Raw genomic sequence first — 12,826 nt, forward strand, 5'->3', positions numbered from 1 at the left:
AACTCCTCAGACAAGTTGACAAGTTATACTCGAGGACATGCCACAGATCCACCGCACTCCGCTCGCCGATCAGGCCGCCGATCTGCTTCTCGGTCGCATTCGCGCCGGCGAATGGCAGCTCGGCCAGAAGCTGCCGGGAGAGACGACCCTCGCTCCGCAGCTCGGAGTCGGCCGGTCGACGGTGCGCGAGGCGATCCGGCAGCTCGCCGGCCGTGGGGTGCTCGCCAGTCGCCAGGGCGCCGGTGTCTTCGTGACTGCTCTCGATGCGCCCGAGGACTGGGACGCGGTGCTCCGCCGCGCCGACATCGTCAGCGTGATCGAGGCCCGGATCGCGATCGAGTCCGAGGCGGCCGCTCTCGCCGCGACCCGCCGTACCGCCGCCGACGTCCGAGCGATCCGTCGTGCGCTGGAGCACCGCGCCGCCGCCGTCGCCTCGATCGAGGAGCACGTCGACGCCGACACCGCGTTCCATCGGGCGATCATCGCGGCAGCGCACAATCCGATCCTGCTCGACCTCTTCGATGGCCTGACACCTCGGTTGAGGCAGACCATGATCGAGATGCTCCGGATCCGCGTGGACTTCGGGGGCGCGGAGGACCATCACCGGCACGTGCGGCTCGCCGACACGGTGATCGCGCGCGACGCGGATGCTGCGCGAGCGGAGAGCCGTGACCATCTGCTCGAGCTCAAGGACGCACTGGCATGAGCGACGACGTGCTGCGGCTCGACGGTGTCTCGTTCCGTCGAAACGGCAGAGAGATCCTCCACGGCATCGATCTGCAGGTCGGGGCGGGAGAGCACTGGGCGCTTCTCGGCCCGAACGGCGCAGGCAAGAGCACCATCCTGGGCTTCTGCGGCGCGCAGAGTCATCCCACCTCCGGCACGGTCGACGTGCTGGGCAGGAGACTGGGGCGCGTCGACCTCCAGGAGCTGCGCCGGCACATCGGGCATGTGAACCCCAGGCATCCGATCCGCTCCGATCTCACGGCCTTCGACGTCGTCCTCACCGGGTTCACCGGCACGATCGAGCGGATGATGCGCTGGGAGCCTACGGATCCCCAGCGCCGTCGTGCCGCGGAACTCGTGGCTCTGGTCGGCCTCGGCGACCGCGGCGATGCGCACTGGCCCACCATGTCGCAGGGCGAGCGCGGTCGCTCGCTCATCGCGCGTGCGCTCGCCGCCTCTCCGGCCCTCCTCCTGCTCGACGAGCCCACGACCGGCCTGGACGTCGCCGCGCGCGAGCAGCTGCTCGAGACGATCGACGACCTCTCCCGGAGCGAACCAGAGGTCGCCTCGGTGCTCGTGACGCATCACCTCGAAGAACTCCCCGAGAGCACGACCCACGCGATGGTGATCTCAGACGGACGCGTGCTCGCTGCGGGCGCCGTCGCGGACGTCGTGACCTCGGAGACCATCAGCGCGGCGTTCCGGCATCCGATCGACGTCGCGCACGACGGCGGACGCTGGAGCGCGCGAGCACGACGGAGGCTCGCCGTCTGAGTTCACTCGTCGCCTGAGCGCCACAGCCTCGACGGCCACCAGATGCGCCGGCCGATGTCGTGGGCGAGTGCCGGCACGAGGAGCGAGCGGACGACGAAGGTGTCGAGCAGCACGCCGAATGCCACGATGAACGCGAGCTGCACCAGGAACAGGATCGGGATCACCGACAACGCCGCGAAGGTCGCCGCCAGGACGAGACCGGCCGAGGTGATCACGCCGCCCGTGATCGAGAGGCCGCGCAGGATGCCGTCGCGGGTGCCGTGCCGCTGCGACTCCTCGCGGACTCTCGTCATCAGGAAGATGTTGTAGTCGATCCCGAGCGCCACGAGGAACACGAATCCATAGAGCGGTACCGCGGGGTCCGCGCCGGGGAAGCGGAAGACGCCGTCGAAGACGAGCGCCGAGACCCCGAGCGCGGTGCCGAACGACAGCACCGTGGTGAGGATGAGCAGGACCGGCGCGAGCAGTGAGCGCAGCAGCAGCATCAGGATCACCATGATCACGCCCAGGATCACCGGGATGATCAGGTTGCGGTCGTGGATCGAGGCGTCGTTCGTGTCGATCGACGTCGCCGTCACGCCGCCGACGAGGGCGCCGAGCGGGCCGAGTTCGGATCGGAGCTCGCGGACGGCGGATGCCGCGGCATCCGAATCGGCGGCGTCCGTCAGCGTCGCCTGCAGCAGGACGTCTCCGCGGACGACAGTGGGCTCCGGCGAGGGCGCGCCCGGTGCGCCTGCGGCGCCGATGCCGTCCGCGCTGACGGGCGCCGAGCCGCTCGGCGAATCGGCCGCCGCGACAGTCACTCCGTCCACATGGTCGGAGGCGAGCAGGACTTCGGCGGCATCCTGAAGACGGGCCTCGTCGATGACGACGTACACCGGGCTGCCCGAGCCGCCCGGAAAATGCTCCCCGAGGGCGGATTGGCCGTCGCGCGCCTCGGATGAACCGAGGACGAGGTCCGATTGGGGCACACCCGTGGCGCTCAGCTGGGTGAGGCCCGCGGCGCCGATCAGGAGCAGTGCGGTCGTGCCTATCCAGATCGCGCGAGGACGCCGAGCGATCAGGCCGGAGAGCCGGGCCCAGATCCCCGTGGCGGGCCTGCCGTCCTCCGCCGCGACGGCATCGGGGTCGAAAGCAGGTCGACGTGGCCAGAACACGGCACGGCCGAACAGCATCAGCAGTGCGGGGAGCAGCGTGAGGGCAGCGAGCATGGCGAACAGGATGCCGATCGCGGCGACGGGGCCGAGGGTGCTGTTCGACTTGAGGTCGCTCAGCAGCAGGCAGAGAAGGCCGGCGATCACGGTGCCGCCGGACGCGACGATGGGCTCGAATGCGCCCTTCCAAGCGGCAGCGAGGGCCGCGCCCTTGTCCTGTGTCGAGCGCAGCTCTTCGCGGAAGCGCGAGACGAGCAGCAGCGCGTAGTCGGTCGCAGCCCCGATCACGAGGATGAACAGGATGCCCTGAGTCTGGCCGCTGAGCAGCAGTATCCCGGCCTTCGCGAGCCACCAGACGGCGAGGAGAGCGACGCAGAGCGCGAACAGGCTCGTCGAGAGCACGACCACCGGCAGCAGCAGCGAGCGATAGACGAGTACCAGGATCACGAGCACCGCGAGCAGCGCGACGCCGAGCAGGAGACCGTCGATGCCGGCGAAGCCGGCGACGAGATCTGCGGAGAACCCCGCGGGGCCTGTGATGTACACGGCGACGCCGTCGGGAGCGGCGGAGCGGAGGTGGGCGGCCAGCGCCTCCACGGTGCCTGCGAGATCCGCATCGCTGCGAATCGGGATGAACGCCTGGGCCGCCTGGGAGTCGTCGCTCACGATCGCGGGAGAGACGTCGTCGTCGACCCCCTCGACGTTCGTGGCACTCGCCACCGCTTCGCTCAGCGCCTTCGTGTCGGCCTCGGACAGCTTCTCGTCGGTGACGAAGACGGCGACCGCCGGTATCGAGTCGCTGTCTGTGAACTCACCCAGGAGCTTCTGCACCTGCGTCGCATCTGCTGACTCGGGCAGATAGGCGGTGCGGTCGTTCGACGAGACCTCGTCGACCTTTCCGAACAGCGGTCCGCCGAGGCCGGCTCCTGCCAACCAGGCCAGGATCAGCGCAGCCGGAAGGAGAGCCCGCGTCCACGAGCGCCGTCGCGACGTGCGGTCTCGCCTGGTTCCGGTGGACTGGATCATACGAATCTCCCGCCGTATCAATTAGCTAGCCTGGCAAGTAAAGAACCTAGCATGAAACCAATCGAGGTCTATCATCGATTCATGCACTCCGATGAACCTCGCGACCGAGTCGCCTCGATGGGGGCGGCGGTCTACGACGTCGACGCGAGCGACCCGCGCGGCGAGCTGGTCGACCGGTCGGACATGCGTCCGGACGATGTCGCGCAGGTGAGTGCGCTCATGCGCGCGCTCGGCAGGCTGCGAGACGCCGAGGACAAGCTCTCGGAGGCGTCTCTGCGCTACATGCAGCTGAACAGGACGGACATGCGCGCCCTGCATTTCCTGATCGTGTGCGAGAACCAGGGAACCGTCGCAACCCCGGGCGCGATCGCCGCGCATCTGGGCATCTCGACGGCGTCCACCACGAAGCTCCTCGATCGGCTGGCTCGCGGCGCCCATATCGTCCGGTCAGCGCATCCCTCGGATCGACGGGCGCTCGCGATCACGATCACGCCCGAGTCGCGCCGCGCGGCCATGGAGACGGTGGGGCGCCAGCATGCCAAGCGGTTCCATGCAGCGGCGCGCCTCTCTCCGGAGGAGCGCGACGTCGTCATCCGCTTCCTCGATGACATGGCGGGCGAGATCGCGCTCACCGACGAACCCTGGGCGGGGGCCGGCGAGCGCGACCGTTGAGTCAGTGCGCCGCGTTGTAGGCGTCGACGACGGGAGCGGGGATGCGCCCGCGCTCCGAGAGCGTGTATCCGTTGTCGTTCGCCCAGGCGCGGATCGCCGCCACCTCGGGATTGCGCGCCGCCCGCTTGCGCGGTGCCGCAGTGCGGGCGACGGAAGGGGTAGACCCCGCGCGTCGTCCGGCGGAGATGTAGGGCTCGAATGCGGCACGCAATTCTGCAGCGTGCTCGTCATTCAGATCGATCTCGTATGAAGCGCCGTTCAGCGAGAATCGAACGGTCTCGCCTTCACCTGCTTCGAGAACGCTGCCATCGATGTCGTCGACCAACTGGTGCACAATTCTTCTTGCCATGAATCCGACATTAGTCGGAATTCACTATTGCGCCAAGAATTCTATTTGTGTCCGGGGTCGATCAGCTTGAGCCCGACGATGCAGCCGACCAATCCCATCAGCAGAAGAATGCGCAGCCAGGAGATCTCACTGTCGCCCGTGATCATCGCCCAGACGATAGTGAGGGCTGCGCCGATTCCGACCCAGACGGCGTACGCGGTGCCGGTTGCGATATCGCGCATGGCGAATGCGAGGCCGAACATCGACGCGGCGAGGCCGACGAAGAAGATAACGCTCGGCCAGAGCTTGGTCAGGCCGTCGGATTTTCCGAGAGCCGTCGCCCAGACGGCCTCGAGGATTCCGGAGACGACGAGAACGATCCACGACATGATGGTCCTTTCGGACCAGTCTTTGCGCTCACCGGGTACTGGTCTGCCTCGTCCGGGGCCGGGGTTCGCCGACCGATGCCCATGGTAGCAATCGGCGCTGGGCAGGGACTGGGCGGATCAGGGCAGCAGACCGGCGCGCCGAGCCTTCGCCACGGCTGAATGGCGGGTCGACGCGTCGAGCTTCGACATCGCGGTACCGAGGTACGCCTTCACCGTTCCCTCTCGGAGCCCGAGCTGAGCCGCGATCTCGGCATTGGTCGCTCCGAGCGCCGCGCACGCGAGAACGTCGGTCTCGCGGGGAGAGAGATGAACGGTCGGGATGGGGCCTGTCGCGGTCGGATGCGCGTCACCGGCGAGCGCGACCAGACGCGCCTCCACTCCGGCGATGCGCGCACGCAGATCGGTGTCGTCGACCGCCGCCGCGATGCTGCGCAGTTCTGCGAAACTCTCCCGCAGCTCCTCGCGTTGCGGTGGGGCCACGGCATCAGCGGGTGGAGTGGTGGTGCGCAGTCGACGATCGACCTCGTCGCGGATACGGAGTTCGTCGGCCACGGCCTGAGCGATCTGCATCGCGGGAGCCGTCGTCACCCCGCCGACCGGGGTCTGTTCCCACGCGCCTGCGTACAGAACTCCGCGGGGTCGCCCTCCTACGACGATCGGCAGCGCCAGCAGCGTCCGCAGGCCTTCACCGAGCACGAAGCCGTCGTAGTCGTGCGTGATCTGCCGGGAGGAGCCGTAGTCGCTCGTCATCCGCGGGCGCTGCTCCATCATCGCCCGCCCACCGAGACCGCGCTCGGGCCGGACCCTGAGCCCGTCGAGGGCGCGCGTGCGGTTGCCGAAGATGCTCGTGACGCTCACGACACCGTCGTCGACAAGACCGCCGAAGGCCACCGGGAAGCGGGTGCGCTGAGCGAGCTCGCGCACCGCGCGGGCGACGAGTTCCGCCTCGGATTCCATCCCCTGCGGGCTGCTCACGACTACCTACTTCCGGGGGTGACGACATCGTGCCCCCATTTCGTAGCGTCGACCCTACCACTCGCGAGGTCGCTCGCGAGAGACGGAAGCACATGTGGCAAGGAGGCCCCATGAACGAACAGAATCCCTCAACGGACGCGGGATCGATCGACTACATCGCGGTCGAGGAATCCCCGCGTTTCCGCACTCTCAAACGCACACAACGATCATTCATCTTCCCGCTCGCGGCGTTCTTCCTCGTCTGGTATTTCGTATATGTGCTGCTCGCAGCATTCGCGCGCGACTTCATGGCGCAACGAGTGTGGGGAGATATCACCGTCGGGCTGCTCTTCGGACTGGGACAGTTCGTCACGACATTCGCCATCACCATGTGGTACGTGTCATTCGCGAACAGAAGACTGGATCCGATCGCCACCGAGATCCGTGAAGAACTCGAGAAGGCGCAGGCGCAATCATGATCGTCGTGCATGCCGCCGCACCGGTCGACCTCGAGATCAACCCGATCCTCAACATCTCGATCTTCGTCGCCTTCGTCGCGGTGACGCTGTTCATCGTGATCAGAGCCAGCCGCAACAACAAGACGGCCGCCGACTACTACGCCGCAGGCCGCTCTTTCACAGGTCCCCAGAACGGCTTCGCAATCGCGGGCGACTATCTGTCGGCCGCGTCCTTCCTCGGCATCTGCGGAGCCATCGCGATCAACGGGTACGACGGCTTCCTGTACTCGATCGGATTCCTCGTGGCCTGGCTGGTCGCGCTGCTGCTCGTGGCCGAATTGATGCGCAACACGGGCAAGTTCACCATGGCCGATGTGCTGTCGTTCCGGCTCAAGCAGCGCCCCGTGCGCATGGCGGCGGCGATCACGACTCTCGCGGTGTGCTTCTTCTATCTGCTGGCGCAGATGGCAGGAGCCGGCGGCCTCGTCTCGCTGCTGCTCGGCATCGACTGGCGGGTGGGGCAGTCGATCGTGATCGCGGTGGTCGGCATCCTCATGATCGTGTACGTGTTGATCGGCGGGATGAAGGGCACCACGTGGGTGCAGATCGTGAAAGCGATCCTGTTGATCGCGGGCGCCCTCGCGATGACGCTGTGGGTGCTGGCGATCAACGGCTTCAGCCTGAACGGCCTGCTCGAGTCCGCCGTCGCGAACTCCCCGAAGGGCGATGCGATCCTCGGACCGGGTCTGCAGTACGGCGCGAACCCGCTCGACTTCCTGTCACTGGGCATGGCGCTCGTCCTCGGCACGGCGGGCCTGCCGCACGTGCTGATGCGCTTCTACACGGTGCCGACTGCGAAGGAGGCGCGTCGATCGGTGGTCTGGGCGATCTGGCTCATCGGCGGCTTCTACCTGCTCACGCTCGTGCTCGGGTACGGGGCCGGTGCTCTGGTCGGAGCAGACGTCATCGCCGCCGCACCGGGCGGGCCGAACTCTGCCGCTCCGCTGCTGGCCCTGAAGCTCGGCGGGCCGATCCTGCTGGGCTTCATCTCGGCCGTCGCGTTCGCGACGATCCTCGCGGTGGTCGCAGGGCTGACGATCACGGCCGCCGCCTCGTTCGCGCACGACATCTACGCGAACGTGATCCAGAAGGGCCGCAGAGACGTGGAGGGCAACCCGGTGGCGGCTGATCCGAACGGCGAGGTGCGCGTCGCACGACGCACGGTGATCGTGATCGGCATCCTGGCGATCTTCGGCGGAATCGGGGCGCAAGGGCAGAACATCGCCTTCCTGGTGGCGCTGGCTTTCGCGGTCGCAGCCTCCGCCAACCTTCCCACGATCCTGTACTCGCTGTTCTGGCGCCGTTTCAACACCCGCGGTGCGGTATGGAGCATGTACGGCGGTCTCGGAGCCGCGATCATCCTCATCGTGCTGTCTCCGGTCTTCTCCGGATCGCCGACGGCGATGATCCCGGGCATCGACATCGCGGTCTGGCCGCTGAACAACCCGGGCATCGTGTCGATCCCTCTGGGCTTCCTGCTCGGCTGGCTGGGCACCATCACGAGTTCGGTTCAGGAATCCAGGCAGCTCGCGGCGGAGATGGAGGTTCGCTCGCTGACCGGATTCGGCGCCGAGAAGGCGGTGGAGCACTAAGGCGGACACGCGGAGCACGCGGACCCCGGCGGCCTACACGCCGGGGTCCGCGTCGTCTATCGGCGCTGCGCTTCGAGATCGAGCAGATACCTCTTGCGCTCCGGATGCGCGCCGTAGTGCCCCGGTGTGCCATCGGAGCGGATGACGCGGTGCACAGGAACGATGATCGAGAAGGGCGTGAGCCGGCAGGCCGTGCCCACCGCGCGCGCGGCTCCGGGGTGTCCGGTGAGCACGGCGACCTCGCCGTAGCTGAGGGTCTCGCCCCATTCGATCGTGCAGATCGATTGCAGCGCGGCCAACGCGAACCCGTCTGCCAGGCGCCAGTCGAGCCGGAGGTGCTCGTCGAACCGCACGCGCTCGCCATCGAAGTACGCGTCGAGCAGGTGGGCGAGTTCGTCTGCGGCGCCGGGGTCGGGCTCGGGCATCGCGCGCAGGCGCGAGGAGATGCCCTCGAGCAGCCATGGCACCGACGGGTCGGCGGTCTCTGACAGGTCGAAGCTCACGATCCCCTCGTCGGAGAAGACCGCGAGGGCGTCGCCGAACGGTGTCGGCGCGAAGTCGTAGCGGTAGGTCATGCCCCTATCCTGACGCGCGCCTCCTGCCCCTGGGGGCCGGCGCCCGAGATCGGGGGAAGACTCTTCCGGACAAGACATCCGTGCAGGACGAGTCGTTCGGACCGGCAGATGTCCCGCTCAGCACGGGGATTCCCGTGAAACCCGCCGGGGATACCGTCGCCCGCGGCGTGTCGCGCGTAGGGTGAGAGGGTGTGGCGACGTGATGGCAAGGCTGCGGAAGAAGCGGCGACGGACGCCTCAGTGACCCTCGGCGAGCTGAACGGGTCCGCTACCGGGATCGATGTCGCGCATGCGGCGGAGGCCGAGCGCACGCGGTTGAGAGCGGAGGCCGCGGATCTCGGCGGACCCTCGCCGCTCGTCGCCTTCCGCGACACCGCCTCCTCGGGGATCGACATCTCGAAGGCGCACCCCGGAAGCCTCCCGCAGTTCATCACCGGCAAGTCCACGCTGTTGTCGAACCTGTTCCGCGACGAAGTGGGGCTGCGCACCGCGCGTCTCGCAGCCGAGCGCATCACGGCGAAGAACACCGAGCTGCGCACCGTGCGGGGGATCGAAGCCGTGCACCTCGCCGTCGGCGTGGCCGGCTGGAAGATCGGCGGGGCGGACTTCGCCGCTCCTGTGCTGCTGCGACCGCTCGCGATCCGACGGCACCACTCGGACTTCGAGCTCAAACTCCAGGGTGCCTTCGAGGTGAACCCGGAGCTCGTGCGCATCGCGCGCGAGCATTTCGGAATCACGATCGATGCGGCAGCGCTCGCGGCTCTCGCTTATGACGGGGGCATCTTCAAGCCTCAGCCTGTGATCGACAGCCTGCGCGCGACCGCGCGCTCGATCGAGACCTTCTCCGTGCAGCCGCGACTGGTCGTATCGGTGTTCGCCGATGTCGGGGGAGCGATGTCGCGAGACACCCGCAACCTCGACAACGTCATGCTCAATGCGCTCGCGGGCCACGTCGGCGACCGCGAGCAGGTCACGGCTGCTCGCCCTGCGCCCCGCTACACCGGCCCGGACGATCGAGCCCCGGCATCCGACAACCTGCTGCTCGATGCGGATGCCGAACAGGAGGCCGTGCTGGCCCGGATCGCCGCCGGCCACTCGCTGACGGTGGCGACGCTTCCGGGCACAGGCGGCACGCAGACCGTCATCAACGCGCTCGGCGAGCTGGTGCGCGCCGGCCGGCGCGTGCTCGTGGTCTCGGCCAGGAGATCGACCCTCGACGGCGTCCGCCATCGTCTCTCCGGCATCGGCCTCGACAGCCTCGCCGTCTCGACCGCCGGCGTCCGCCGTGACCTGGTCCGCGCGATCGGACGCAACGAGAAGGCCACGGCTCCCAAGGTCAGCGACGTCGATGATGCGCTGGTGAGACTGCGCACCGTGCTCCGCGACTACCGCAAGGCGCTCACGAGCGACGTGCAGGGAACCGGTGCATCCGTGCTCGACGCGACGCGTCACCTCACCCGGCTGGCTTCGCTGCCGCAGCCCCCGTCGACCACCGCCCGGCTCAGCACCGACACGCTGCGCCGGCTCTCCGGCGACCGCTCAGCGGCATCCGAAGCCCTCGCGCACGCCGCACGGCTCGGCGAGTTCCGCTTCGGACCCGACGACTCCCCGTGGTACGGCGTCACCTTCAGCAGCACGGAGGCCGCCCGTTCGGCGCACGAGCTGGCGGGCCGCCTGCACTCCACGAGCGTTCCCGCCCTGCTCGAGCGGGGATATGCGCTGATCGCGCAGACGCATATGCGTCCGTTCGCGACGATCGATGAACTGGGCGAGTATCTGCGACTGCTGCAGGGCATCCGCGACTCGCTCGACCGGTTCAGCCCCACCGTGTTCGAGCGACCGCTCGGCGAGCTCATCCAGGCCCACGGCTCGCGCCGCGACGCACCGGGCATGTCGGGCGCGAACCGTCGCCGTCTGCGCAAGCTCGCGAAGGAGTACGTGCGCCCCGGCGTGCACGTGACCGAGATGCATGAGGCACTGCTGCGCATCCAGACCCAGCGCACCCAGTGGCAGCGCTGCGTCGACGCGGGTGTCGCGCCGGAGGTTCCGCTCGGGCTCGCCGAGGTGTACGCCTCATGGCAGCGCGTGCATGCGGAACTCGCCGAGCTCGATGCGGCGCTCGGCCGCCGCGAACCTCTCTCCTCCCTTCCCGTCGCGCGGCTCGTGCGCACGCTCGCCGGGCTCGCGGCGAAGTCAGACGTGTTCGACAATCTGGTCGAGCGCGCGCAGTTGCGCGACCGGCTCGAGGAACTCGGAATCGGCCCGCTTCTCGCCGAGCTCTCGGTGCGTCACGTGTCCGAGGCCCGCGTGGGCGACGAGCTCGAATTCGCGTGGTGGCAGTCGCTGCTCGAGCGCGCGCTGCAGGACGACCGCGCGCTGCTGGGCGCGAACACCGCGGTCGTCGACCGCCTGGAGCGCGACTTCCGCCTCGTCGATGAGGCGCACGCCGCGGCGGCGGGGCCCCTGCTGGCATGGCAGCTGGCGAACCAGTGGAAGATCGCGATCGTCGACGAGCCCCACGAGTCTCAGAACCTGCGCCGCGCCCTGAAGCAGGCGGGCACCACCACGGCGGAGATCGTCAGCGCGGCCCCCACTCTCGTGAATGCGCTCGCACCCGTGTGGATATCCTCGCCGTACCTGGTCCCCGAGATCCCCGATTCGGTCGAGTTCGATACCGTGCTGCTGGTCGATGCCGCGGCCATCAACCTTGCGGAGGCGACGCCGGCGATCCGTCGTGCTCGCCAGGTCGTCGCGTTCGGCGATCCGGTCACGCAGAAGCCCAAACCCTTCCACGTCGCCGTCGACCCCGGTCCGTCCTGGGAGGCCGAGGTGCCGTTCGACGAGGTATCCGTGTTCGAGCGCCTCTCCGAGCTCCTGCCTGTCATGACCCTCACGCGCAGCTATCGCGCCGGGGGAGAGGACCTCGTCGAGCTCATCAACGACGCCTTCTACGGCGGCGAGATCGTCTCGCTGCCCTGGGCGGGCTCCTATCTCGGACGCGGCAGCCTCACGGTGGACTACGTCGAGGGCGGCACGGGCGCACCCGACCCCGTCTCGGGCGCGGTGGAGAGCCCGGATGCCGAGGTCGCACGGGTGGTGACGCTGGTCGTCGAGCACGCCGTTCATCGACCGGACGAGTCGCTCATGGTCGTCACCGCGAGCGCCCGCCACGCCGAGCGCGTGCGCGCCGCCGTGACCTCCGCGTTCGCCGGGCGGTCCGACGTCGCCGACTTCGTGGGGCGCGACACCGCCGAGCCTTTCGCGGTGCTCACGCTCGAGGAGTCCGTGGCGGAGAGCCGTGATCGCGTCATCTTCTCGCTGGGCTTCGGCCTGACCAAGCACGGCCGCGTGCTCAGCGACTTCGGCGATCTGTCCACGCCGGACGGCGAGCGGCTGCTCACTGTAGGGATGACCCGGGCCCGCCGCTCGATGGTGATCGTCTCGTCGATCCGCCCGTCTGCGTTCGACGACGGGCGTCTGGAGTTCGGTGCGGCCACGCTGATGTCGATCCTCGGCGGCCTCGCGACACGCAGCCGGGAGGCGCGTCTCGAGGATCTCGCCGATCCGCTCACCCTGGCCCTCGCCCGGGAGCTGCGGCGACTGGGCGCCTCGGTCGACGTCGACTACCGCGGACTCCTGCCGCTCGTGGCTCAGCACAGGGGCAAGGCGGTGGTGATCGAGTCCGATCCCGAGTCCCGTGGCGAGTCGCTCCGCGAGACGCTGCGGCTCCGTCCGCACGTGTTGCGCCGGCTCGGCTGGCACTACGTGCGCGTGCACGCCTTCGATCTGTACAGCGATCCTGCGACTGCGGCCACCCGGATCGCCGAGGTGCTGGGGATCTCGGCGTCCGCCCCTCGTGCCGAGAACGACACCCAGCCGATCGACCCCATCGACGGCTGAGATGACCGAGAACGGCGAGCAGCGCATCGTGCGCGTCGCGGGCTCGCGCAGAGCCCGTCTGACGCCCGTGCCCGGTACCGACCCGGAACCTGAAACGGGTGAGAAGCCGGAGCGTCCCGCTCCGGCATCCGGAGGAAAAGGCCCCAACGACGACCGCTTGCGCCAGGACGTCCCGCCCCATTACTGACGCAGAACGCCCGCCGTCTCGATGAGAGGGC

12 protein-coding genes and 1 riboswitch are annotated in these 12,826 nt (G+C 68.6%); of the genes, 7 read left to right on the forward strand and 5 right to left on the reverse strand.

Annotated elements, in window-relative coordinates:
* Window positions 1–37: 37 nt before the first annotated feature.
* Together ACI3KT_RS07695 and ACI3KT_RS07700 are read left to right on the forward strand one after the other, a co-directional pair.
* Window positions 38–706 (forward strand): FadR/GntR family transcriptional regulator, encoded by a 669-nt coding sequence (locus tag ACI3KT_RS07695; protein WP_404903449.1) that lies wholly within the window; start codon window positions 38–40, stop codon window positions 704–706.
* Entirely contained in the window at window positions 703–1,500 is a 798-nt protein-coding gene (locus tag ACI3KT_RS07700; protein ID WP_307298292.1) for an ABC transporter ATP-binding protein, read from the forward strand. Before ACI3KT_RS07695 ends, ACI3KT_RS07700 begins: the two co-directional genes overlap by 4 nt.
* A gap of 2 nt (window positions 1,501–1,502) precedes the next feature.
* On the opposite strand, the gene ACI3KT_RS07705 is transcribed toward ACI3KT_RS07700, so the two are convergent.
* Window positions 1,503–3,680, reverse strand: a complete 2,178-nt coding sequence (locus ACI3KT_RS07705) for an MMPL family transporter (protein ID WP_404903450.1) — start codon at window positions 3,678–3,680, stop codon at window positions 1,503–1,505.
* A gap of 81 nt (window positions 3,681–3,761) precedes the next feature.
* Here ACI3KT_RS07705 and ACI3KT_RS07710 point away from each other — a divergent pair, with 81 nt between their 5' ends.
* Window positions 3,762–4,352, forward strand: coding sequence for a MarR family winged helix-turn-helix transcriptional regulator (locus tag ACI3KT_RS07710; protein WP_307298288.1), 591 nt, complete (start codon window positions 3,762–3,764; stop codon window positions 4,350–4,352).
* Between the two features lies 1 nt (window position 4,353).
* Here the strand turns inward: ACI3KT_RS07710 and ACI3KT_RS07715 are convergent, their stop codons facing one another.
* The 3 genes from ACI3KT_RS07715 to ACI3KT_RS07725 form a co-directional block, all read right to left on the reverse strand.
* Complete coding sequence (locus ACI3KT_RS07715; protein ID WP_292906375.1) at window positions 4,354–4,701, reverse strand: Lsr2 family protein; 348 nt, start codon at window positions 4,699–4,701, stop codon at window positions 4,354–4,356.
* A gap of 41 nt (window positions 4,702–4,742) precedes the next feature.
* Window positions 4,743–5,069 carry a multidrug efflux SMR transporter gene (locus tag ACI3KT_RS07720; protein ID WP_292906373.1) on the reverse strand — a complete coding sequence of 109 codons (327 nt, stop codon included), beginning with the start codon at window positions 5,067–5,069 and terminating at the stop codon, window positions 4,743–4,745.
* Between the two features lie 10 nt (window positions 5,070–5,079).
* Window positions 5,080–5,146, reverse strand: a riboswitch (guanidine-III (ykkC-III) riboswitch).
* Between the two features lie 40 nt (window positions 5,147–5,186).
* A complete protein-coding gene (locus ACI3KT_RS07725) occupies window positions 5,187–6,044 on the reverse strand; it encodes a LuxR C-terminal-related transcriptional regulator (protein ID WP_404903451.1) in 858 nt (285 codons plus the stop codon).
* A gap of 110 nt (window positions 6,045–6,154) precedes the next feature.
* Between ACI3KT_RS07725 and ACI3KT_RS07730 the strand changes: the two genes are divergently transcribed.
* Both ACI3KT_RS07730 and ACI3KT_RS07735 read left to right on the forward strand, forming a co-directional pair.
* Complete coding sequence (locus tag ACI3KT_RS07730; protein ID WP_292906369.1) at window positions 6,155–6,502, forward strand: DUF485 domain-containing protein; 348 nt, start codon at window positions 6,155–6,157, stop codon at window positions 6,500–6,502.
* Window positions 6,499–8,133: a cation acetate symporter gene (locus ACI3KT_RS07735; RefSeq protein ID WP_404903453.1), complete on the forward strand. Its 1,635-nt coding sequence runs from the start codon at window positions 6,499–6,501 to the stop codon at window positions 8,131–8,133. Before ACI3KT_RS07730 ends, ACI3KT_RS07735 begins: the two co-directional genes overlap by 4 nt.
* A 56-nt stretch (window positions 8,134–8,189) precedes the next feature.
* Here ACI3KT_RS07735 and ACI3KT_RS07740 read toward each other — a convergent pair whose 3' ends face one another.
* Window positions 8,190–8,708, reverse strand: a complete 519-nt coding sequence (locus ACI3KT_RS07740; protein ID WP_292906365.1) for a methylated-DNA--[protein]-cysteine S-methyltransferase — start codon at window positions 8,706–8,708, stop codon at window positions 8,190–8,192.
* 189 nt (window positions 8,709–8,897) lie between these two features.
* On the opposite strand from ACI3KT_RS07740, the gene ACI3KT_RS07745 reads away from it, so the two are divergent.
* Window positions 8,898–12,608, forward strand: coding sequence for an AAA family ATPase (locus ACI3KT_RS07745; RefSeq protein WP_404903454.1), 3,711 nt, complete (start codon window positions 8,898–8,900; stop codon window positions 12,606–12,608).
* A gap of 1 nt (window position 12,609) precedes the next feature.
* Window positions 12,610–12,795 carry a hypothetical protein gene (locus tag ACI3KT_RS07750; RefSeq protein ID WP_404903456.1) on the forward strand — a complete coding sequence of 62 codons (186 nt, stop codon included), beginning with the start codon at window positions 12,610–12,612 and terminating at the stop codon, window positions 12,793–12,795.
* Window positions 12,796–12,826 lie beyond the last annotated feature (31 nt).

Source organism: Microbacterium sp. ZW T6_19 (assembly GCF_044987465.1).
Taxonomy (GTDB): domain Bacteria; phylum Actinomycetota; class Actinomycetes; order Actinomycetales; family Microbacteriaceae; genus Microbacterium; species Microbacterium natoriense_A.